The sequence below is a fragment of the Candidatus Pelagibacter sp. genome, from assembly GCF_052049975.1.
In the GTDB taxonomy this organism is placed as follows: Bacteria; Pseudomonadota; Alphaproteobacteria; order Pelagibacterales; family Pelagibacteraceae; genus Pelagibacter.
The window spans coordinates 271,087-294,400 of sequence record NZ_JBNGYZ010000002.1 but is presented as its reverse complement, the minus strand read 5'-3'; the positions used below and the strand labels follow the sequence as shown (position 1 = coordinate 294,400).

General features: G+C 28.8%; 21 protein-coding genes. All 21 read left to right on the top strand.

All coding sequences use genetic code 11. The features are described from left to right. Nucleotide 1 precedes the first annotated feature (1 nt). Genes ACTT9U_RS05300 through dnaE form a run of 21 tightly spaced genes read left to right on the top strand, consistent with a single transcriptional unit; the run spans nt 2 to nt 23,311 of the window. Nucleotides 2-517 (top strand): NuoB/complex I 20 kDa subunit family protein, encoded by a 516-nt coding sequence (locus ACTT9U_RS05300; RefSeq protein WP_440932131.1) that lies wholly within the window; start codon nt 2-4, stop codon nt 515-517. Beyond that, complete coding sequence (locus tag ACTT9U_RS05295; protein ID WP_440932130.1) at nt 517-1,122, top strand: NADH-quinone oxidoreductase subunit C; 606 nt, start codon at nt 517-519, stop codon at nt 1,120-1,122. Before ACTT9U_RS05300 ends, ACTT9U_RS05295 begins: the two co-directional genes overlap by 1 nt. Next, nucleotides 1,106-2,281, top strand: a complete 1,176-nt coding sequence (locus tag ACTT9U_RS05290; protein ID WP_440932129.1) for an NADH-quinone oxidoreductase subunit D — start codon at nt 1,106-1,108, stop codon at nt 2,279-2,281. Before ACTT9U_RS05295 ends, ACTT9U_RS05290 begins: the two co-directional genes overlap by 17 nt. Next, nucleotides 2,278-2,886 (top strand): NADH-quinone oxidoreductase subunit NuoE, encoded by a 609-nt coding sequence (gene nuoE, locus ACTT9U_RS05285; RefSeq protein WP_440932128.1) that lies wholly within the window; start codon nt 2,278-2,280, stop codon nt 2,884-2,886. The genes ACTT9U_RS05290 and nuoE overlap by 4 nt, the downstream gene beginning before the upstream one ends. After that, nucleotides 2,879-4,210 carry an NADH-quinone oxidoreductase subunit NuoF gene (gene nuoF, locus ACTT9U_RS05280; RefSeq protein ID WP_440932127.1) on the top strand — a complete coding sequence of 444 codons (1,332 nt, stop codon included), beginning with the start codon at nt 2,879-2,881 and terminating at the stop codon, nt 4,208-4,210. The genes nuoE and nuoF overlap by 8 nt, the downstream gene beginning before the upstream one ends. Beyond that, complete coding sequence (gene nuoG / locus ACTT9U_RS05275) at nt 4,203-6,242, top strand: NADH-quinone oxidoreductase subunit NuoG (protein WP_440932126.1); 2,040 nt, start codon at nt 4,203-4,205, stop codon at nt 6,240-6,242. Before nuoF ends, nuoG begins: the two co-directional genes overlap by 8 nt. 3 nt (nt 6,243-6,245) lie before the next feature. After that, complete coding sequence (gene nuoH / locus ACTT9U_RS05270; protein ID WP_440932125.1) at nt 6,246-7,244, top strand: NADH-quinone oxidoreductase subunit NuoH; 999 nt, start codon at nt 6,246-6,248, stop codon at nt 7,242-7,244. Nucleotides 7,245-7,246: 2 nt separating this feature from the next. Then, a complete protein-coding gene (gene nuoI / locus ACTT9U_RS05265) occupies nt 7,247-7,732 on the top strand; it encodes an NADH-quinone oxidoreductase subunit NuoI (protein WP_440932124.1) in 486 nt (161 codons plus the stop codon). A gap of 1 nt (nt 7,733) precedes the next feature. Beyond that, nucleotides 7,734-8,366 carry an NADH-quinone oxidoreductase subunit J gene (locus tag ACTT9U_RS05260; protein WP_014953147.1) on the top strand — a complete coding sequence of 211 codons (633 nt, stop codon included), beginning with the start codon at nt 7,734-7,736 and terminating at the stop codon, nt 8,364-8,366. After that, the gene (gene nuoK, locus ACTT9U_RS05255) at nt 8,359-8,670 is read left to right on the top strand and encodes an NADH-quinone oxidoreductase subunit NuoK (protein ID WP_014953148.1); all 312 of its coding nucleotides are present in this window, start codon (nt 8,359-8,361) and stop codon (nt 8,668-8,670) included. Before ACTT9U_RS05260 ends, nuoK begins: the two co-directional genes overlap by 8 nt. Nucleotides 8,671-8,674: 4 nt before the next feature. Beyond that, entirely contained in the window at nt 8,675-10,585 is a 1,911-nt protein-coding gene (gene nuoL, locus ACTT9U_RS05250) for an NADH-quinone oxidoreductase subunit L (protein ID WP_440932123.1), read from the top strand. Nucleotides 10,586-10,588: 3 nt separating this feature from the next. Then, the gene (locus tag ACTT9U_RS05245; RefSeq protein WP_440932122.1) at nt 10,589-12,064 is read left to right on the top strand and encodes an NADH-quinone oxidoreductase subunit M; all 1,476 of its coding nucleotides are present in this window, start codon (nt 10,589-10,591) and stop codon (nt 12,062-12,064) included. A 1-nt stretch (nt 12,065) separates the two neighbouring features. Continuing rightward, entirely contained in the window at nt 12,066-13,484 is a 1,419-nt protein-coding gene (gene nuoN, locus ACTT9U_RS05240; protein ID WP_440932121.1) for an NADH-quinone oxidoreductase subunit NuoN, read from the top strand. Beyond that, nucleotides 13,484-14,017, top strand: coding sequence for a biotin--[acetyl-CoA-carboxylase] ligase (locus ACTT9U_RS05235; RefSeq protein WP_440932120.1), 534 nt, complete (start codon nt 13,484-13,486; stop codon nt 14,015-14,017). Before nuoN ends, ACTT9U_RS05235 begins: the two co-directional genes overlap by 1 nt. A gap of 1 nt (nt 14,018) precedes the next feature. Continuing rightward, nucleotides 14,019-14,759, top strand: a complete 741-nt coding sequence (locus tag ACTT9U_RS05230) for a type III pantothenate kinase (protein WP_440930191.1) — start codon at nt 14,019-14,021, stop codon at nt 14,757-14,759. 1 nt (nt 14,760) lies between these two features. After that, complete coding sequence (locus tag ACTT9U_RS05225; protein ID WP_440932119.1) at nt 14,761-16,419, top strand: ribonuclease J; 1,659 nt, start codon at nt 14,761-14,763, stop codon at nt 16,417-16,419. Next, complete coding sequence (locus ACTT9U_RS05220; protein WP_440932118.1) at nt 16,419-16,664, top strand: DUF1467 family protein; 246 nt, start codon at nt 16,419-16,421, stop codon at nt 16,662-16,664. Before ACTT9U_RS05225 ends, ACTT9U_RS05220 begins: the two co-directional genes overlap by 1 nt. Before the next feature lies 1 nt (nt 16,665). Beyond that, nucleotides 16,666-18,000 carry a proline--tRNA ligase gene (gene proS / locus ACTT9U_RS05215; RefSeq protein ID WP_440932117.1) on the top strand — a complete coding sequence of 445 codons (1,335 nt, stop codon included), beginning with the start codon at nt 16,666-16,668 and terminating at the stop codon, nt 17,998-18,000. Beyond that, complete coding sequence (locus ACTT9U_RS05210; protein ID WP_440932116.1) at nt 17,997-19,229, top strand: FtsX-like permease family protein; 1,233 nt, start codon at nt 17,997-17,999, stop codon at nt 19,227-19,229. Before proS ends, ACTT9U_RS05210 begins: the two co-directional genes overlap by 4 nt. Further along, entirely contained in the window at nt 19,222-19,905 is a 684-nt protein-coding gene (locus ACTT9U_RS05205; protein ID WP_440932115.1) for an ABC transporter ATP-binding protein, read from the top strand. The genes ACTT9U_RS05210 and ACTT9U_RS05205 overlap by 8 nt, the downstream gene beginning before the upstream one ends. Further along, the gene (gene dnaE, locus ACTT9U_RS05200) at nt 19,892-23,311 is read left to right on the top strand and encodes a DNA polymerase III subunit alpha (RefSeq protein WP_440932114.1); all 3,420 of its coding nucleotides are present in this window, start codon (nt 19,892-19,894) and stop codon (nt 23,309-23,311) included. Before ACTT9U_RS05205 ends, dnaE begins: the two co-directional genes overlap by 14 nt. Nucleotides 23,312-23,314: the final 3 nt, after the last annotated feature.

The following is a 23,314-nucleotide window of genomic DNA, read 5'->3' as shown; positions in this document are numbered from 1 at the left end:
TATGAATAATAAACTAGATCAAGTACCAGAGGAATTTAAGCAATTAGCTGAAGATTTTGGTAAAAATGGATTTATTACAACTTCCTTAGACAATCTAATAAATTGGTCTAGATCAGGATCACTTCATTGGATGACATTTGGTCTTGCATGTTGTGCTGTTGAAATGATGCAAACCGCAATGCCTAGATATGATCTTGAAAGGTTTGGAGCAGCTCCAAGAGGTTCACCAAGACAATCAGATGTTATGATAGTAGCTGGTACTCTTACAAACAAAATGGCACCAGCTTTAAGAAAAGTTTACGATCAAATGCCTGAACCTCGTTATGTTATATCAATGGGAAGCTGTGCAAATGGTGGTGGTTATTATCATTACTCTTATTCTGTTGTAAGAGGATGTGATAGAATTGTTCCTGTAGATGTATATGTGCCTGGATGCCCTCCATCAGCTGAAGCTTTATTGTACGGTGTGATGCAATTACAAAAAAAGATTAGAAACAAAGGTTCATTAACTAGATAATGATTAATACAATAGACTTAGAAAAAAAAATCAATTCAGAATTAACTACAAAAATTAGTTCAACTCACATTAAACATAATCAAGTTTATATTGAAATTGATAAAGAAGATCTTTTAGACGTAGTTTTATTTCTTAAAACAAATAAAGATACAAAATTCAGACAACTAATTGATATAACTGTTGTTGATTATCCCGAAAGCTCTAAAAGATTTAAAGTTGTTTATTTATTCTTAAGTCATGAATTTAATCAAAGAATAGTTTTAAGTTATCTAATAAATGATAATGAAGTTATTCCTTCTTTAACTTCAGTTTTTCCATCAGCTAATTGGATGGAGAGAGAGGTTTTTGATATGTATGGTGTTGATTTTAAAGATCATCCAGATCTAAGAAGAATACTAACAGATTATGGTTTTGAAGGTCATCCTTTAAGAAAAGATTTCCCATTAACTGGTCACACAGAGGTAAGATATAGCGAGGATGAAAAAAAAGTAGTTACAGAACCAGTTAAATTAGAACAAAATTTTAGAAATTTTGATTATGAAAGTCCTTGGGAGGGAACAAAATATATTAAAGAAATAGCTGAAAAAAATGACAAAAAAAATTAAGAATTTAAATTTAAATTTTGGTCCACAACACCCAGCTGCACATGGCGTATTAAGATTGATTTTAGAATTAGACGGTGAAGTTGTGGAAAAAGCTGATCCACATATTGGGTTATTACACAGAGGTACTGAGAAATTAATTGAAAACAAAACTTATATGCAGGCAGTTCCATATTTTGATCGTCTTGATTACGTTGCTCCAATGAATCAAGAACATGCTTTTGCATTAGCAATTGAAAAAATTTTAGACATAGAAGTTCCTATCAGAGCTCAGTTTATAAGGGTTATCTTTTGTGAAATCGGCAGAATATTAAGTCACATTTTAAATGTTACTACTCAAGCTTTAGATGTTGGAGCATTAACACCTTCATTATGGGGATTTGAAGAAAGAGAAACATTAATGACTTTTTATGAAAGAGCATCAGGTTCAAGATTGCATGCAAACTATTTTAGAGCTGGTGGAGTTCACCAAGATTTACCAATGGGATTAGAAGATGATATTGCAAAATTTTGTGAAACTTTTCCAAAAGTAATTAACGATCTTGAAAATTTATTAACTGATAATAGGATTTTTAAACAAAGAAATGTGGATATAGGTACTGTTACAAAAGAAGATGCTTTAGATCATTCATTTACTGGAGTTATGATAAGAGGTTCTGGTATTCCATGGGATTTAAGAAAATCTCAACCTTATGATTGCTATGACCAATTAGAATTTAAAATACCAGTAGGTAAAAATGGTGATTGCTACGATAGATATTTATGCAGAATTGAAGAAATGAAAGAGAGTATATCAATCATAAAACAGTGTTTAGCAAAAATGGAAAAGGGCCCCATAAAATCTCTAGATGGAAAAATTAGCCCTCCATCAAAAAAAGATTTGAAACAATCGATGGAAGCTTTGATCCATCATTTTAAATTATTCACCGAAGGTTATCGTGTTCCAAAAGATGAAATTTATACCGCTGTTGAAGCTCCAAAAGGTGAATTTGGTGTTTATTTAATTTCTGATGGATCAAACAAACCATATAAATGCAAAATCAGGGCACCAGGTTTTTCTCATCTTCAATCAATGGATTATTTAATTAGAGGTCATATGTTGGCTGATGTCCCTGCTATTCTTGGTTCACTTGATATTGTGTTTGGAGAGGTAGATAGATGACATTAAGAAGGATATCAAAAGAACAGCCAGAAAAATTTGAATTTACAAATGATAGTCTGGCTGAAGCAAATAAAATAATTGCTAAATATCCAAATGGAAAACAACAGAGTGCTGTTATGGCATTATTATATATTGCTCAAAAACAACATGATAATTGGATACCTCTATCAGCAATGAAATACATTGGTAAGCTTTTAGATATGCCTTATGTAAAAGTTTATGAGGTAGCAACTTTTTACACTATGTATAATCTTTCTCCTGTTGGTAAACATTTTGTTCAAGTATGTACTACAACACCTTGTATGATTAGGGGTGCTTATAAAATTGTAGAAGCGTGTAAAGAAAAAATATCAGAAAATGAAAATGAATTTGTTAAAGAAAAAAATTGCTCATGGATGGAAGTGGAATGTTTGGGAGCCTGCATTAATGCTCCGATGATGCAAATAAATGAAAATTATTATGAAGATTTAGATAAAGAAAAAGCTTTAAAAATTTTAGATGACGTAATAGCTGGCAAAACACCTAAACATGGATCTTTTAGAGGAAGATTAAACTCTGAACCTGAAAATAACAGAAAAACTTTATTGGATGTAAAAAATGCTTAAAGACGAAGATAGAATATTTAAAAATTTGTATAATGATAATGGGACTGATTTTCAATCAGCTTTAAAAAGAGGTGATTGGTCAAATACTAAAGAAATTTGTGCTAAAGGTAGAGAATGGATAATAGAAGAAATTAAATCTTCAGAACTAAGAGGAAGAGGTGGGGCTGGATTTCCTACTGGGTTAAAATGGTCTTTTGCACCAAAAGAAGTTGGTTCAAGACCACATTATTTAGTGATTAATGCTGATGAGTCTGAACCAGGGACTTGTAAAGATAGAGATATATTAAGATTCGAACCTCATAAATTAATTGAAGGTTGTTTAATTGCATCTTTTGCAGTTAATGCTCATGCTTGTTATGTCTACATAAGAGGTGAATATTACAATGAAGGACAAAAATTACAAAAAGCAATTGATGAAGCTTATGAAAATAAAGTTATTGGAAAAAATGCAAGTGGAACAGGATGGGATTTTGATATTTATATTCATTATGGCGCGGGCGCTTATATCTGTGGAGAGGAAACAGCCTTACTAGAAAGTTTAGAAGGTAAAAAAGGTCAACCAAGATTGAAACCACCATTCCCAGCTTTAATTGGATTGTATGGATGCCCAACAATTATCAATAATGTGGAAACTATATCAGTAGTGCCAACTATTTTAAGAAGAGGCGGTAAATGGTTTGCTAATATTGGAAAACCTAAAAATACTGGTACAAAAATTTTTTGTATATCAGGAAATGTAAATAATCCATGTAACGTTGAAGAAGAAATGGGTATTTCATTAAAAGAGTTAATAGAAACTCATGCAGGTGGTGTTATTGGTGGGTGGGATAATTTACAAGCTGTAATTCCTGGAGGTTCATCAATGCCTTTATTGCCAAAAAATATTTGTGACACAATAACAATGGATTTTGATTCACTAATGGCTGAAAAAAGTGGATTAGGTACAGCAGGTATTGTCGTTATTAATAATGATCAGGACATAATCAAATGTATGGCGAGAATTGCAAGATTTTATAAACATGAAAGCTGTGGTCAGTGTACTCCTTGTAGAGAAGGATCTGGATGGATGTGGAGGATGCTTGAAAGAATGGCCAAAGGGGAAGCTTCTAGAGAAGAAGTTGATATGTTAATGGATGTAACAAAACAAATTGAAGGACATACAATTTGTGCTTTTGGTGAAGGTTCTTCGTGGCCAGTTCAAGGTTTGTTAAGACATTTTAAAAAAGAAGTTGAAAAACGAAACAAGTTTAATCCCGTTGTAGAAAAAAACCGAAATATTCCTTATTTAGTGGATCAACATTTATTGGACAAAAAAAATGCCTAAATTAAAAGTCAATGATATTGAAGTTGAAGTAGAAGAGGGTTTGACGGTTCTTCAAGCCTGTGAAAAAGCAGGCGTTGAAATTCCAAGATTTTGTTATCACGAAAAACTTTCTATAGCTGGAAATTGTAGAATGTGTTTAGTAGAAATGGAAAAATCTCCTAAACCTATTGCTTCATGTGCAATGCCTGCAGCAGAAGGAATGAATATAAAAACTAATACTCCTAAAGTTGAAAAAGCAAGAAAAGGAGTAATGGAGTTTTTGTTAGTTAATCATCCTTTAGACTGTCCAGTATGTGATCAAGGTGGTGAATGCGATCTTCAAGATCAATCAATGTTTTACGGTGTTGATAAATCTAGATTTAAGGAAAATAAAAGATCAGTACCAGATAAAAATATGGGTCCTCTAATTAAAACTCAAATGACAAGATGTATTCATTGCACAAGATGTGTAAGATTTGCAACTGAAATTGCTGGTGTTCCAGAAATAGGAGCAATAGGAAGAGGAGAAGATATGCAAATTACAACATATCTTGAGCAATCAATGCAATCAGAACTTTCAGCCAATGTTGTAGATTTATGTCCTGTTGGAGCACTTACTTCCAAACCATATGTATTCGAAGCAAGACCTTGGGAACTTAAAAAAACTGAAACTATAGATGTTATGGATGCTGTAGGAAGTAATATTAGGGTAGATACTTATGGATGGGAAGTCAAAAGAGTTTTACCGATAATTAATGAAGATATTAACGAAGAATGGATTTCAGACAAAACAAGATATGCTTGTGATGGTTTATTAAACCAAAGATTAGACAAACCATATGTAAAAAGAAATGGAAAATTTGAGGAGAGTAATTGGAATGAGGTAAATGAAATAGTTGTCAATAAACTCAAAAATACTTCAAAAGAAAATGTTTGTGGTTTTGTAGGTGATCTAACAAACATGGAAACATCATTTATATTTAAAGAATTCTTTGACAGAGTTTTAGAAACAAAAGCTTACGAAACTAGATCAGAGGACAAATACATCAACAATTCTGATAGAAAAAACTATTTATTTAACTCGACAATTAATGGAATAGAGGAGTCAGATTTAATATTTTTAGTTGGAGCAAATCCAAGATTTGAAGCTACAATAGTTAATGCAAGAATTAGAAAAGCATTTTTAAATAATAATACTAAGATTATATCTTTAAATGAAGTAGGGGATTTGACTTACCCTTACATGCAATTAGATGGAAAAACTTCAACAATAAAAAAAATTGTTGAGGACAATCATGATGTTTCAAAATTAATTAAAGATGCACAAAATCCATTAGTTATAATTGGAGAGTCGTTATTAAAATCTAAGTCTTCTGAATATATAGTAACTTCATTACAAAAATTTTTGTTAGACAATAAAAAGATTAATGATAATTGGAATTCATTTAATATTTTAACTTGTGATGCTTCCACTGTTGGTAATCTTGATCTAGATTTAATTAATTTAGAACAAGGTAATTTTAAAAATAATATTTTAGATAATTTAAAAAATAATAAGTATGAAATTGTATTTCTTGTTGGCCAAGATAATTTAAGTTTTAATAAAACAAACGAGTTTGTTATTTATATTGGAAGTCATGGAGATAAAGGTGCGGAGATTGCAGATGTAATTTTACCAGGTTCAGCTTACACAGAACAATCAGGTTATTTTACAAATTTAGAAGGTAGATTACAAAAAGCATATAAAGCCTCATATCCACCCAATCAGTCAAAAGAAGATTGGGAAATTATAAATAATTTAGCTGAGCATATGAACAATCGTAAACTTTTTAATGATAAAGATGAATTAGAAAGCAGTATGCTTAACTATTTAAAACTTAAAAAGGAAAAAAATAAAACTTCTGAAATTTCAGTAAGCAATTTTGTTGATGAAACAATTAATATAAAAGTAAAAGATTATTACTTCTCAAATGTAATTGCTAGATCATCAAAGACTATGGTTGAATGTAATAATTCTAAAATAGAAATTAAAAAAACAGGGACTGAAGGATAATAAATGGAATATTTTAATGTTTTATTTAACGAAGTTTATAAAATTCTATTTTTATTAGTTCCAGTATTAGTTTCAGTTGCAATGATTGTTTGGCTTGATAGGAGAGTATGGGCCTTTGTTCAAAAGCGAAGAGGACCAAATGTTGTAGGACCGTTTGGCTTACTTCAATCTTTAGCTGATGCGCTTAAATATATTTTTAAAGAAATTATAATTCCTGCTAGCTCAAATAAAGTTATCTTTATTTTGGCTCCAATTGTAACCATGACATTGGCTTTAATTGCTTGGGCAGTTATCCCTTTTAGCGAAAGCCAAGTCTTAGCAGATATCAATGTTGGTATTCTTTATATATTTGCAGTTTCTTCATTAGGTGTTTATGGAATAATTATGGGTGGCTGGGCTTCAAATTCAAAATATCCTTTTTTAGGTTCGATTAGATCTGCGGCTCAAATGGTTTCTTATGAGGTTTCTATCGGAGTAATTATTATAAATGTATTGCTTTGTGTTGGATCATTAAATTTGAATGATATTGTTATTGCGCAAAAAAATATGTGGTTTGTTGTTCCATTATTTCCAATGTTTGTGATATTTTTTATATCAGCACTTGCAGAAACCAATAGACCTCCATTTGATTTACCTGAGGCTGAGGCAGAATTAGTTGCTGGTTATCAAACAGAGTATTCAGGAATGATGTATGCAATGTTTTGGTTGGGTGAGTACGCAAACATATTGTTAATGTGTGCATTAGGTTCAATTTTATTTTTAGGTGGTTGGCTTTCTCCTATTGAAATTTACCCATTTAATTTAGTTCCAGGTGCAATTTGGTTAATATTGAAAATTCTATTGTTGTTTGTGTTGTTTGCTTTGGTAAAAGCAATAGTTCCCAGATATAGATATGATCAATTAATGAGATTAGGATGGAAAATATTTTTACCACTGTCCTTAATATATGTTGTATTAACAGCTAGTTTTTTATTTTATTTTAACCTTTTACCAACAAACTAATTATGAAGTTATCTAGATTTTTTAAAACGATATTCATGATTGATTTTATATCTGGATTACTAATTGCTATTAAAGAATTATTTTCTTCCAAAAAAACTATTAACTATCCATTTGAAAAAGGAAAAATTAGTCCAAGATTTAGAGGTGAGCATGCTTTAAGAAGATATCCCAACGGAGAAGAAAGATGTATTGCTTGCAAATTATGTGAAGCAGCATGTCCTGCACAAGCAATTACAATTGAATCTGCTCAAAGAGAAGATGGAAGTAGAAAAACTACAAGGTATGACATTGATATGATGAAATGTATTTACTGTGGTTTATGTGAAGAAGCATGTCCTGTTGATGCTATTGTTCAGGGTCCAAATTTTGAATTTTCAACAGAAACTAGAGAGGAACTCTATTACACTAAAGAAAAACTTTTAGAAAATGGAGACAGATGGGAGAATGTTTTAGCCGCAAATATTAAAGCAGATAATCCATACAGATAAAATGTTAGCTCACACGATATTTTTTTATATATTTTCAATAATTGCAGTTGTTTCAGCAATAATGGTGACTGTGTCTAAAAATACAGTTCACTCAGTTTTTTTTTTAATTTTAGATTTTATTAGTATTTCTTGTCTATTTATTATGATTGGTGCTGAATTTTTAGGCATGATAATGCTTATTGTTTACGTAGGAGCTGTAGCTGTACTATTTTTGTTTGTTGTGATGATGCTTAATGTTGCACAACAGAAAAATCAATGGTTTGCCTCTCAAGAAAACTCAGGTCATATACCTATCGGTTTAATTATAAGCACAGTTATATTTTTTGAATTAATTATAGTTATTGGTGGATGGAAATATAAACCTGACCTATTAGAAATAAGCAATATTTCAGTTTCTCAAGATGTAAGTAACACTCATTCATTAGGAGCAGTTTTGTATACAGATTATATTCACATATTTCAATTAAGTGGAATGATACTGCTTGTTGCAATGGTCGGGGCCATTGTTCTTACATTTAGACAAAGATCAGGTGTAAAAAAACAAAGTTATTTTAAACAAATATCAAGAGAAAGATCTGAAGGTGTTGATGTTGTTGAAGTAGAATCTAACAAAGGAGTTAAAATAGATGGCTGAGATAGGTCTAGGACATTATTTAACTCTTGGAGCTGTAATTTTTTCAATTGGTGTAATTGGAATTTTTCTAAACAGAAAAAACATTATCGTAATACTAATGAGTATTGAGCTAATTCTTTTAGCAGTAAATATAAATTTAGTGTCTTTTTCAATTTTTTTAAATGATATTGCTGGTCAAGTCTTTACACTTTTTATTTTAACAGTTGCTGCTGCAGAGGCTGCAATTGGTTTAGCGATTATTGTTGTTTACTATAGAAACTCTGGAACAATTAGAGTTGAAGAAATTGATAAATTAAAAGGATAATAAAATGGAATTAGCAATAATATTTCTTCCTTTAATTGCATCAATTATTTCAGGATTTTTTGGAAGATTTATAGGCGATAGAAATTCAGAAATTGTAACAAGTTTATTGGTATCAATTTCAGCATTGTTCTCTATTTATGTGTTTTATCAAGTAATCGTTGATGGTTTCCAAGAAAATATTGTAATTGCTACATGGATTAACTCTGGGGATTTAAATGTTAATTGGTCAATGAATATAGACCCACTTTCTGCAGTAATGCTAGTTGTTGTAACTTCAGTATCAGCCTTGGTTCATATTTACTCAATTGGATACATGTCTCATGATCCACATAAACCAAGATTTATGGCTTACTTATCTTTATTTACATTTGCTATGTTGATGCTTGTAACTTCAGATAACTTTATTCAATTATTTTTTGGTTGGGAAGGGGTTGGATTATGCTCTTATTTTTTAATTGGTTTTTGGTTCAAAAAAGAGTCAGCAAACGCTGCAGCAATTAAAGCGTTTGTTGTAAATAGAGTAGGTGATTTTGGATTTGCTTTAGGAATATTTTTAGTTTTCTATCTATTTGGAACTGTTAATTATTCAGAAGTTTTTGAACAAATCCCCACAATTACAGAAAAAAATTTAAACTTCCTTGGATTTGATATCAATGCAATCGATTTAATTTGTTTACTTTTATTTATTGGTGCGATGGGTAAGTCTGCACAAATATTATTACATACTTGGTTACCAGATGCAATGGAAGGGCCAACACCCGTGTCAGCATTAATTCATGCTGCAACCATGGTTACTGCAGGAGTTTTTTTAGTAGTAAGATGCTCACCTATTTATGAATATTCTGAATTAGCATTAAATTTGATTACCATAGTAGGAATGACAACAGCTCTTTTTGCAGCATCAGTGGCTATTGTTCAAACTGATATAAAAAAAATTATTGCTTATTCAACTTGTAGCCAACTTGGATATATGTTTTTTGCAACTGGTGTTGGAGCTTATAATATTGCAATGTTTCATTTATTTACTCATGCTTTTTTTAAAGCATTATTATTTTTAGGATCTGGCTCAGTAATTCATGCATTTAAAAATGAACAAGACATAAATGAAATGGGTGGTGTATGGAAACACTTGCCTTACACTTATGCAATGATGATCATTGGTACTCTTGCGTTAACGGGTTTTCCTTTCTTATCTGGTTTTTATTCAAAAGATGCGATCATTGAATTTGCTTATCTGAGGGATAATACTGTTGGATATTATGCTGCAGGTATAGGAATTTTTACTGCGTTTTTAACTGCAATTTATTCATGGAGATTAATTTTTAAGACCTTTCATGGTGAATACAATAATAAGAAAATGAAAATTTCAGAGACACACGAGTCTCCTTTAGTGATGTTGATACCTTTAGTTCTTTTATCTCTAGGGGCAATTTTTGCAGGTATATTATTTAAAGATTTATTTGTTGGTAATGGTATTGATAGTTTTTGGAAAAATTCTGTATTTTTTTTAGAACCTTTAAGTTCAGAACATCCACCAACATGGTTTTTATTATTAACACCAATTTTAGTAACTTTATCAATACCTATCTCGTATTATTTATTTGTTAAGAATAAAGAGATAGTTGATGGTATAGTAAGAGTTAATCAGCCATTATATAAATTTTTAAAGAACAAATGGTATTTTGATGAATTATATGAACTTCTGTTTATCAAATCTTCAAAAAAAATAGGATCTTTTCTTTGGAAATTCTGTGATGTTAAAATAATTGATGGCTTTGGTCCTGATGGCATTTCTTCATTAATTAAAAGATTTTCACAAAAAGCCAATAAATTTCAAAGTGGATTTATATATCAGTATGCATTTGTAATGTTATTAGGTTTTTCTGCTTTATTAACTTTATTGATTGTAAAATAAAAAATGAATTTTCCTATCCTTTCATCATTAATTTTATTACCAACAATTGGTTCACTATTTTTATTTTTTTCAAAAGATAAACCGAGCAGCAATCAAACAATAAAATATGTAGCTTTATTTACATCAATAGTTAATTTTTTAATTTCAATTTATCTATGGTATCAATTTGATCCAACAACATCTGATTTTCAATTTGTAGAAGATAGACAATGGATTAAAGGTTTTATTAATTATAAAGTAGGTATTGATGGAATTTCAATATTATTCATTGTTTTAACAACTTTTATCACTCCACTTTGTATTCTTTCAGTAAATAATACAGTCAAAAATAGACTTAGAGATTTTCTTATAGCAATTCTCATCATGGAAAGTTTTATGATAGGTGTATTTTGCGCATTAGATTTAGTTATTTTTTATCTATTCTTTGAGGCAGGATTAATTCCTATGTTTTTAATCATTGGAATATGGGGTGGGCCGAGAAGAGTGTATTCAGCATTTAAGTTTTTCTTGTACACACTTTTAGGCTCTGTCTTGATGTTAGTTGCAATAATTTCAATTTATTGGATAAATGGAACAACAGATGTAGTTAAACTGTATGAACTAGGAATAGATACCAAATATCAAAACTTATTATGGTTAGCATTTTTCAGTTCATTTGCTGTTAAAACTCCAATGTGGCCAGTTCACACATGGCTTCCAGATGCTCATGTTGAAGCTCCAACCGCTGGCTCTGTTTTACTAGCAGCTATTCTTTTGAAAATGGCTGGATATGGCTTTATTAGATTTTCTCTAGGTTTATTTCCTGAAGCTTCAGAAACATTTACACCATTAATCTATACTCTAAGTGTTATAGCAATCATATTCACATCATTAATTGCACTAATGCAAGAAGATATGAAAAAACTTATAGCATATTCCTCAGTCGCTCATATGGGTTTTGTAACTTTAGGAATATTCACAATACAACAGCAAGGAATTGAAGGAAGTATCATTCAAATGATAAGTCATGGATTAGTTTCTGCTGCACTCTTTTTATGTGTGGGTGTTGTTTATGACAGAATGCACTCAAGATTAATAAGCACTTATGGAGGTATTGTAACTATAGTTCCTAAATATGCAGTATTATTTATGATTTTCACTCTAGCTGCTTTAGGTTTACCAGGCACAAGTGGATTCATCGGAGAATTTTTGATTTTGATGGGTGCGTTTAAAGATAATTTCTTAGTAGCAGTTTTAGCAAGCTTAGGTGTAATCTTAGGAGCTGCTTACATGCTTTGGTTATATAAAAGAGTAGTTTTTGGAAAATTAATTAATGAAGAATTAAAAAAACTAACAGATTTGAATAAATCAGAAATTGTAATTTTAATATCTTTAGCAATACCAACTTTATTTTTTGGATTTTATCCAGAACCTTTAATGAACACTATTGAGGTTTCTGTTAAAAATTTAATAGATATGTATAACTTAAATATAAATTAATATGGAAAACTTAAATTTAGTATTACCTGAAATATTTATATCCTTAGCTATAATGTTTTTATTGATTTTAGGGGTATTTAAAAAAGATAGTTCAAAACTTATTCATAACTTTTCTTTAATAATATTACTAATTACTGGTGGTATCATTTTTAACGAAACCTTAACTGTTGAAAATACATTGTTGTTCAATGGAAGTGTTGTAATTGATTATTTAGCATCATTTATGAAGTTTATAACTATTATTGCTGCTTTGATGGCTCTAATTGTTTCCTCAAATTATTTGAAAACTTTTAAAATATTAAAGATTGAATACCCAATATTAGTAATTTGTGCCGTTTTAGGAATGATGGTTATGATTAGTTCGAACGATTTAATTTTATTTTATATTGGTTTAGAGCTTCAATCATTATCATTATATGTCCTTTCATCATTTAACAGAGATGAAGTAAAATCTTCTGAAGCAGGTTTGAAATATTTTGTTTTAAGCGCATTATCTTCAGGTCTTTTATTGTATGGCTGTTCATTAATTTATGGTTTTTCTGGATCAACAAATTTTGAAATAATTGCTAACAATTTAGACTCAGACCAATATGTTCTCACCTTTGGTATTGTGTTTATTTTAGTTGGACTTGCATTTAAAATTTCAGCAGTACCATTTCATATGTGGGCACCAGATGTTTATGAGGGTTCTCCAACATCAGTAACTTTATTTTTTACAATTGTTCCTAAAATTGCAGCATTGACTGTATTTATAAGATTTCTTTATGTACCATTTATTAATCTGATCGATCAATGGCAAATGATATTAATCTTTCTTTCAATTGCTTCAATGGTTTTTGGGGCAGTAGCAGCTATTGGACAAAAAAATATCAAACGACTAATAGCTTATAGTTCAATTAGTCATATTGGTTATGCATTAGCTGGATTAACAACTGGAACCAATGAAGGAATACAAAGTTCAGTAATATATATAACAATTTATTTTGTAATGAACTTGGGACTTTTCTCTTGTCTTTTAATGTTAAAAAGAAATGATCAATATTATGAGACATTAGATGATCTGTCAGGCTTGTCTAAAAATCATCCATTATTATCTCTATCACTGTTGGTGATACTATTTTCACTAGCAGGCATACCACCATTAGCAGGATTCTTTGCTAAGTTCTATGTCTTCATGGCAGTAATTGAGCAATCAATGTATTTTTTAGCTATAATAGGTTTACTATCAACAGTAATTGCAGCATTTTATTATTTGAGAATAATAAAAATAATTTACTTTGATCAAGAAAAAGAAAAATATGACTCAGACCATAGCTTTTGGTTAAAATTTTCTCTTACAGTTTCAACAATATTAATTTTGATTTACTTCATCTTCCCAAGTCAAATAATTGATGTAGTTTCAAGAATTAATATTATTTAATGAAACTAAAACAATTTAATTATGTTAAAGTTAACAGCACTAATCAAACGGCAATAAGGATATTAAAAAAATCTAATACTGATTTTGGTATAATCATTACAGAAACACAAAAAAAAGGAAAAGGACAATATGGAAGAAATTGGATTTCATATAAGGGAAATATTTTTTTAACTATATTTTACAAACTTGAGAAGATCAATTTTACAATAAACAAATTAACTAAAACAAATTGTTTATTAGTGAAGAAAGTCATATCTAAGTACTACAAGAAAAAAATATCATTTAAATCACCAAATGATTTATTGATCGAAAAAAAAAAGATATGTGGAATTTTACAAGAAAAAATTGAAAAATTAGATCAAAACTATTTGATTGTAGGAATAGGATTGAATTTAATTAAAAGCCCAAAAATTAAAAATTATCCCACAACTAATTTATTAGAGTTAACCAAACATAAAATTGATAAAAAAATGTTTCAAAACCAATTAAAAATAACTTTTGAGAAATTTTTATCAAAGTACTATAAGTCTTAAAATGTTATTACTAGGTGATATAGGAAATACAGATACAAAAATTTGCTTAATAAATGATAACTTAAAGATTGTTAAAAGAGTTATTATATCGAGTAAAAAATTTAAAAGAGGAGAATTGAACTCTTTTTTTAAGCATATTGATTTCAATCAAATTAAAAAAATTCTTTTTTGTAGTGTTGTGCCTAAAACATATAAAGAAATAAAGAAATTTATTTCAAAAAAAACTCAAACTAGATGCTATGAATTAAAGGAATTAAATTTAAAATCTTTCTTAAAAATTGATGTCAATTATAAACAAGTAGGATCAGATAGATTAGCTAATGCAATTAGTCTTGTTGATAAAAGAAAGAATTTTATTATTTTAGATTTTGGCACAGCAACTACATTTGATGTATTAATTGGTAATAATTATAAAGGTGGAATCATTTCACCTGGTATTGAATTATCGCTTAAAACTCTTTCTGATAAAGCATCTCTAATTCCAAAAATAAATTTAACAAAAATATCCAAAGTTATAGGTAAAGACACTATTTCAGCTGTAAGATCAGGTTTTTTTTGGGGATATGCTGGATTAATTGACAATGTGATAAATTTAATTAAGAAGGAAACTAGAAAATCTTTTCAAGTTATTTTAACAGGTGGATTTTCTGAATTGTTTAAAAATTCAATTAAAACAAAAGTAAAACAAGATATTAATATAACAATTAATGGCCTTATTAGATCTTCAAGGTTAATTAAATAGGATGAAGGACGAATTTTTATTTTGCCCATTAGGCGGCTCTGGTGAGATTGGTATGAACATGAACTTATTTGGTTATGGTCAACCAGGTAATCATAAATGGATCATGGTAGATATTGGAGTAACATTTGCTGATGATACTATACCAGGTGTAGATCTTATTTATCCTGACCCCGGTTTTATTCAGGAAAGAAAAGATAATTTATTAGGAATAGTTTTAACTCATGCTCACGAAGATCATATTGGAGCAATTTCACATCTATGGCCAAAATTAAAATGTAAAATTTACGCAACACCATTTACAGCTGTTTTAATAAGAGAAAAATTTAGAGAAAAACATATTGATATTACAAACGACTTACAGATTGTAGAATTAAATGGGAAAGTTGATTTAAACCCTTTTGAAGTTGAGTATATTACTTTAACTCATTCAATTTTAGAGCCTAATGGACTTAAGATAAAAACACCAGCTGGTGTAGTTTTACATACAGGAGATTGGAAAGTTGATCCTAATCCTTTAATTGGTGACAATATTAATTCCAAAAGATTGAAAGAAATAGGTGATGAGGGTGTTCTTGCAATGATTTGTGATTCAACAAATGTTTTTAGCGCTGGAAGATCAGGATCTGAAGCAGATGTTAGAAAAAATATGTTGAATATAATGAGCAGACTAAAAAAAAGAATAATCATAACATCTTTTGCTTCTAACGTTGCTAGAATGGAAACAGCTTTTTATTGTGCAGAAAAAACTGGAAGACAAATTTCTTTAGTTGGAAGATCAATGCATAGAATTTATAAAGCGGCAAGACAATGTGGATATTTGAAAAATACAATTGAACCAATTGATCCAAGAGAAGCAAAAAATATTTCTAGAGAAAAAATGGTTTATCTTTGCACAGGTAGCCAAGGAGAGCCTATGGGTGCTATGATGAGAATCTCAAGTTACACTCATCCTGACGTTTTTATTGAAAAAGGAGATGCTGTGATATTTTCATCAAAAATTATTCCTGGAAACGAAAAGAAACTTTATAAACTTCATAATCAATTGGTTAAAGATGGTATTGAAGTTATTTCGGAGGAAAGTGAATTTATACATGTATCAGGTCATCCTAATCGAGAAGACTTAAAGGATATGTATGATTGGGTGAAACCAAAGTGCGTTATTCCTGTACATGGAGAACATAGACATATGATTGAACATATTAATTTTGCAAAAGAAATGCAGGTCCCATATCCCGTTCAGGTCGAGAATGGCGATATAGTAAAATTAGCTCCAGGAGATAAACCAGAAGTTTACGATAAAGCACCAAGTGGAAGACTATATCTTGATGGATCTATAAGTGTTGAAGAAGACAGTCAATCAATTAAAGAAAGAAAAAATTTAAGTGCTAATGGATATTTAGAAATTACAATTATGGTTACTCCAAAAGGAAATATACATAACAATCCTATAGTATCTTTTAAGGGTCTTCCAATTTTTGAAAAAGAGGAATTTGTATATGGTATGGAAGATGAAATAGAAAGAACTACCAGAACTTTCAAATTAGGAAGCAAACAACAAGAACACAATTTGATTGATGCTCTTAAAATTGCTTGTAGAAAATTTTCGAAAGAGAAAACAGGTAAAAAACCATATACAAATATTAATATAGTTAAAATTTAATGAGTGTAACTGGTCTTGCTATTTTATATGTAATTATTTGGTGGATCGTTTTTTTTTCAATATTACCAATTGATGTAGAGAGAAATAAACCTATCGAAGTGGAAGGTGAAGACCCTGGATCACCTCAAAATCCAAAGATGTTAAAAAAATTTTTTCTTTGCACATTAATTACATCAGTAATTTTTGGAATTCTTTATGTGTTAATGAGGTTTGAATATTTAAATTTAAGGAATATGATAAGCTAAAATGTACATTTCAAAATCATTCATTCCAATTTTAAAAAATAATCCATCAGAAGCTAAAATTAAATCACATCAACTAATGTTAAGAGTTGGAATGATCAAACAATCTTCAGCAGGTATTTATTCTTGGTTGCCTTTAGGCTTTAAAGTAATGAAAAAAATTGAACAAATAGTAAGAGAAGAACAAAATAGAATTGGTGTTCAAGAAATATTAATGCCTACAATTCAATCTAGTGAGATATGGAAAGAAAGTGGACGTTATGAAGACTATGGTGAAGAAATGTTAAGAATAAAGGACAGACAAGGAAGAGAAATGTTGTATGGTCCAACTAATGAAGAATTAGTTACAGAAATATTTCGAGCTTCAGTAAAATCTTATAAATCACTGCCTCAATTACTTTATCATATACAATGGAAATTTAGAGATGAGATACGACCAAGGTTTGGTATTATGAGAGGTCGTGAATTTTATATGAAAGATGCCTATTCTTTTGACATAAATGATGACGAAGCATTTTTTTCATACAATAAATTTTTCCTATCTTATCTAAAAACTTTTAAAAGACTTGATTTAACAGCTATTCCAATGGCAGCTGATACAGGGCCAATTGGTGGTAATCTTTCACATGAATTTATTATTTTAGCTGACACGGGAGAAAGTAAAATTTTTACAGATAAAAGAATTTTTGAACTAAGTGGAGAGGGCACTCCAATAAATAAAAACTCATTAATCGAACTAAGAAAAAAATATGAACAATTTTATGCTGTTACTGATGAGAAATTTAATAAAGAAGAATTTGAAAAGAAAGTTACAGAGGAAAACAGGTTAATTACCAAAGGTATTGAGGTTGGTCATATATTTTATTTTGGTGATAAATATTCAAAACCTATGGATGCTTCAGTTGATTTGCCTGGTGGAAAAAAAGATTTTGTAAAAATGGGTTCATATGGAATAGGTGTTTCAAGACTTGTAGGTGCCATAATCGAAGCAAAATTCGATGATAAAAATGAGGTTATGAAATGGCCATTATCAGTAGCCCCATATGATGTAGCAATAATTCCAATGATGAATAAAAATGACTCATCAAGTTTAGAAAAAGCTAACAATTTAATGGCTGAATTAAAAAAACAAAATATTGATGTAATTATTGATGATACTGATGAAAATCTATCTTCTAAAATTAAAAAGATGAATTTAATTGGATCTCCTTATCAAATAATAATTGGTAAGAAATCTGACGGAAATCTTTTTGAATTTAAGGAAATTGGAAAAGAAACACAAAATATATCTGTATCAGATATTATTAAAATTATATCAGAAGAAAAAAATAAAAATTGATTTCTCAATTAGAAAAAGAAGTAACTTTAAGGTTTTTAAGATCCAGAAAAAAAGATGGTTTCTTAAATGTAATTTCTATTTTTTCATTTATTGGTATTGGTCTTGGTGTAGCAGTTCTCATAATTGTGATGTCTGTTATGAATGGATTTAGAACAGAATTAGTTAATAAAATTATTGGATTTAACTCTCATTTAACAATTAAACCGTACTCAAAAAAAATTGAGGCAAATAAGTTACAAAATGAAAAGATTTTAAATAATTTAAAATATTATCTAGAGAGCAATTCTGGTGAAGCTGTCATTTTAAAAAATGAAACTACAAAAGGAATTTTACTAAGGGGTTATTTAAAATTAGATTTTGAAAAACTTGAAATAATTAATAATGAAAATTTTAATGGTATTAAAAATAGTTTACAAAAAGATTCTATCTCAATAGGAAAAGAATTGAGTTTTTCATTAAATCTTGAAATTGGAGATAATATAGTGCTGATGTCTCCATCTTCTTTACACACAATCATTGGAAGTTTGCCTAGACAAAAAAGTTTTATTGTAACTTCAATTTTTGATAGTGGTCTAGCAGATTTTGATAATAATGTTGCATTTATAAATTTGAATAGTTTAGAAGAATTTTTTAATTATTCTTCTGATGATAGAAATTTAGAATTATTTTTAAAAGATCCTCAAAATATTGAAAATCAAAAAGAAATTATACAAAAAATCTTTGAAGATGAGTTTGTCTTTAGTTGGGCTGATATGAATAGTTCTTTATTTTCAGCACTTAAAGTTGAAAGGAATGTAATGTTTATTATTCTATCATTAATTATTATTGTTGCTGCTTTTAATATAATTTCTGGTTTAACAATTCTTGTTAAAAATAAAACAAAAGATATTGGTATTTTAAAATCAATAGGCGTTCAAAATAAATCAATTGTTAAAATTTTTTTCCTAGTTGGGATATTAATAGGTACATCAGCTACAATATTTGGAATTTTTCTTGGTGTAACTTTTTCTTTATATGTTGAAAATTTAAGACAATTCTTAAGTAACACATTCAATATCAGTCTTTTTCCAGAAGAAATTTATTTCTTAAGTAAAATGCCATCAGAAATAAATATTTCATCAATTACTCTTATTGCACTATGTTCGATATTTATAACTATAATCGTATCTATTTTTCCAGCTATGAAAGCTGCAAAATTAGATCCAATTAAATCTTTAAAGTATGAGTAATATTGTTGAATTAAAAAATATCTCAAAAAGTTTTTCAACAAGTAGAAAAATTTCAGTTTTAAAAAATTTATCTTATAAATTTAAAACAGGTAAAATTTATTCTCTTATGGGTCCTTCTGGATCAGGAAAATCAACATTGCTAAATATTATATCTATGATTGATAGACCTAATAAAGGAGTACTTAAGTTTGATAACTTAATCATCGGGTATAACGATAAAAATACAAATGATATATTTAGAGCTGAAAATATAGGTATTATTTATCAACAAAATAATCTCTTAAGTGATTTTACCACATTAGAAAATGTATATCTTGCAAATTTAGCAAGCGGTGAAAATAAATTTGATGCTAAAAATAAAGCAAAAAAAATAATTAATGATGTTGGTCTATCTAATAGAATGAACCATTATCCATCAGAATTATCAGGTGGTGAGATGCAAAGAGTGGCTATAGCTAGAGCTTTAATCAACAAACCAAAGATTATTTTAGCAGATGAACCTACTGGAAGTTTGGATTTAAACACTGCTAAAGAAATTTTTTCACTGCTAACTAAACAAATAACAAAAGATAGAATTATTATTTTTGCAACTCACAATAGATATTTTGCTAATAAGTCAGATTGCATATTAGAAATGGTTAATGGTAATATAAGAACCATTAATGTCAGAAATTAAATTACAAAATTTTAATCATTTAAAAATACATTCTCAATATTCAATTTGCGAAGGTGCAGTAAAGATTGATGACATTGATAAGATTTGTAAAGATAACAAAATTAAATCCTTAGGTTTAAGTGATACTTCAAATTTATGTGGAGCTTTAGAATTTTCTGAAAAAGTTTCTAAAGTTGGGACGCAACCAATTCTAAGTACACAAATTTTTATAAAATATGGTGATACTTTCGGATTGCTTCCTCTATTTGCTATGAACGAAGAAGGTTACAAAAGAATTATTTATCTTTCATCTAAATCATTTCTTGAAAATGATAACTTGTCTGAACCTCATATTAATTTCGATGATTTATTAGAAAATAATGAGGGTGTAGCGATATTCTCTGGTTCAATAAATGGATTATTTGGCAAACTTTTTGATAAAGGAAAATTTTCTGAAATCTCGAATTTATATAAATTACTAAAAAAAAATTTTAAAGATAGATTTTATATTGAAATACAAAGACATGGTGATGAAAATGAAAAAGGATTTGAAAAATTTAATCTTAATCAATCATTAAAAGAAGAAATTGCGATTATTGCCACTCATGAAGTTTTTTATATTGATAAAAATATGCATGAAGCACATGATGCTTTAATTTGTATTGGAAATAAAACTTATGTTAATGAAAAAAATCGAATTAAATTTTCTAATCAACATTATTTAAAAAATGACAATGAAATGTCTGAATTATTTTCTGATCTTCCAGAAGCTCTAGAAAATAATTATAATTTTCCTTTAAGATGTAATTTTAAACCTTCCTCATCAAAACCAATATTGCCTGATATTAGTTCTAAAAAAGATGGTAGTGCTGATGAAATATTAAAAAAAGACTCTATTGAAGGTTTAAATAGTAAATTTAAAGAAGTTTTTTTGAAAAATGAAAATGAGTTTGATAAAGATGAAAAATATTTAAATTATAAAGATAGACTAGATCATGAATTAAGCATTATCATTGAAATGAAATACTCTAGTTATTTTTTAATTGTCTCTGATTATATTAAATGGGCAAAAAAAAATGACATACCAGTAGGTCCAGGTAGAGGCTCTGGTGCTGGTTCACTAGTAGCCTGGTGTCTCTCAATTACTGATGTTGATCCTATTAAGTTTAATTTAATTTTTGAGAGATTTTTAAACCCGGATAGAATATCAATGCCTGATTTTGATATAGACTTTTGTGAGGAAAAAAGAGACTTAGTGTTCAAATATCTTACTGAAAAATATCAAAACAGCGTAGCACATATAATCACATTCGGTAAACTTAAGGCAAGAATGGCAATTAGAGACGTTGGTCGTGTTCTTGGTTTACCTTATGGTTTTGTTGATAGCATCTCAAAAATGATACCATTTGATCCATCTAGACCACAAACTTTATCTGAATGTATAGCTGGAGAACCAAGATTGCAAAAAATGATTAAAGAGGACCCAAGAGTAAAAAAATTAGCAGAAATTTCTTTGCAAATTGAAGGATTAAATAGAAATGTAGCAACACATGCAGCTGGTGTTGTAATAGCTGATAGAAAACTTACTGATGTAGTTCCATTGTATAAAGATAGTTCTGCAGATTTACTTTTGCCATCAACACAATTTGATATGTATTCCGCAGAAAATGCTGGTTTAGTAAAGTTTGATTTCTTAGGTTTAAAGACACTCACAGTAATAAACAATACACAAAAACTTATTAAAAAAATTGATAAGAATTTTAGTATTGATCAAATTAAATATGATGACCAAAAAGTATTTGATTTATTATCTTCAGGTAAAACTGTTGGGTTATTTCAGATTGAAAGTGCTGGTATGCGTGAAGCTCTTTTACAAATGAAACCAAATCATATTGAAGATATCATTGCACTAGTAGCTCTATATAGACCTGGTCCAATGAGTAACATACCAACATATAATGATTGTAAGCATGGAAGACAAACTCCAGATTATTTACATCCATTATTAGAAGATATTTTGAAACCAACTAATGGTGTTATCATCTATCAAGAACAAGTAATGCAAATAGCTCAAAAATTATCAGGATTTACTGCTGGACAAGCAGATATTTTGAGAAGAGCAATGGGAAAAAAGAAAAGAGCAGAATTAGAAAAACAAAAACAGAATTTTATTAATGGAGCTGTTAATAATGGGATAAGCAAAGATGTTGCGGCTGGTATATTTTTAAAAATTGAACCATTTGCTGAATATGGATTTAATAAAAGTCATGCAGCTGCCTATGCAATTATTTCTTATCAAACAGCATTTTTAAAAACATATTTTCCTAAAGAATTTATTGCTGCATCAATGACAATGGATTTATCTAATCAAAATAAATTAAGTGAATTCTATGAGGAATTAAGAAGACTGAAAGTTGAAATTATTCGTCCAGACATAAATGAATGTTTTGCTGATTTTAGAACTATTGATGATAAATTCTTTTATGCATTAGGAGCGATTAAAGCAGTTGGATATGAGGCAGTATCTAACATTGTTAAAGAAAGAGAACTAAATGGTAAATTTATTTCAATTAGTGATTTCATAAATAGAGTAGATCCAAAAGACATAAATAAATTACAATTAGAGGGACTTGTTAAAGCAGGTGCTTTTGATAGTTTAGATAATAATAGACAAGCTTTATTTAATTCTATACCAAATTTAATACTTAAATCAAAAAATTTATACGAAAATAAGATTGCCAACCAAATTGATTTATTTGGAGATGAATTATCTAAAAATGATGAAGAGTTAATTTCAAAGACTGATGATTGGAAGTTTGAAGAAAGACTTTCAAAAGAATTTGAAGCTGTTGGCTTTTTTATTTCTGATCATCCTTTAAATCAATTTAAAGATACATTTGATGATTACAACATCACTGATTACCAAGAATTTTCAAATGATGATTTATTAAAAGAAACAAATATTTCAGCAACCCTATTAAAACTTACTGAAAGAAAGACAGCCAAAGGCACTCCTTATGGAGTTATTAAATTAACTGATTTAAATAGTGTATTCGAATTATTCATTTTTTCAGATACTTTACAATTAAATAGAGAAATCCTAAAAGAAGGAAGTTCTTTATTGATTACTTTAGTAAAAACGATTTCAAATGATGAAAATAAGACAAAACGAATTAATGTACAAAAAATTGCTTCACTAAAAGATTTAATTAATAAACCGATTTCGGAAGTTTTATTTAAAATCACTTCAACAAATCAACTTGAAAAAATTTCAAATTTATTATCTGATAACGGAAAAACAAACATTAATATAGAATTAGACAATGGTGAAAATAAAATGCTCTTCAAACTTGAAAATCCAAGAAACCTCGATCGTAAAACTTTAAATTTGATTAAAAATCAGCAAATTCAAGCAGAAATTACCTAAAAT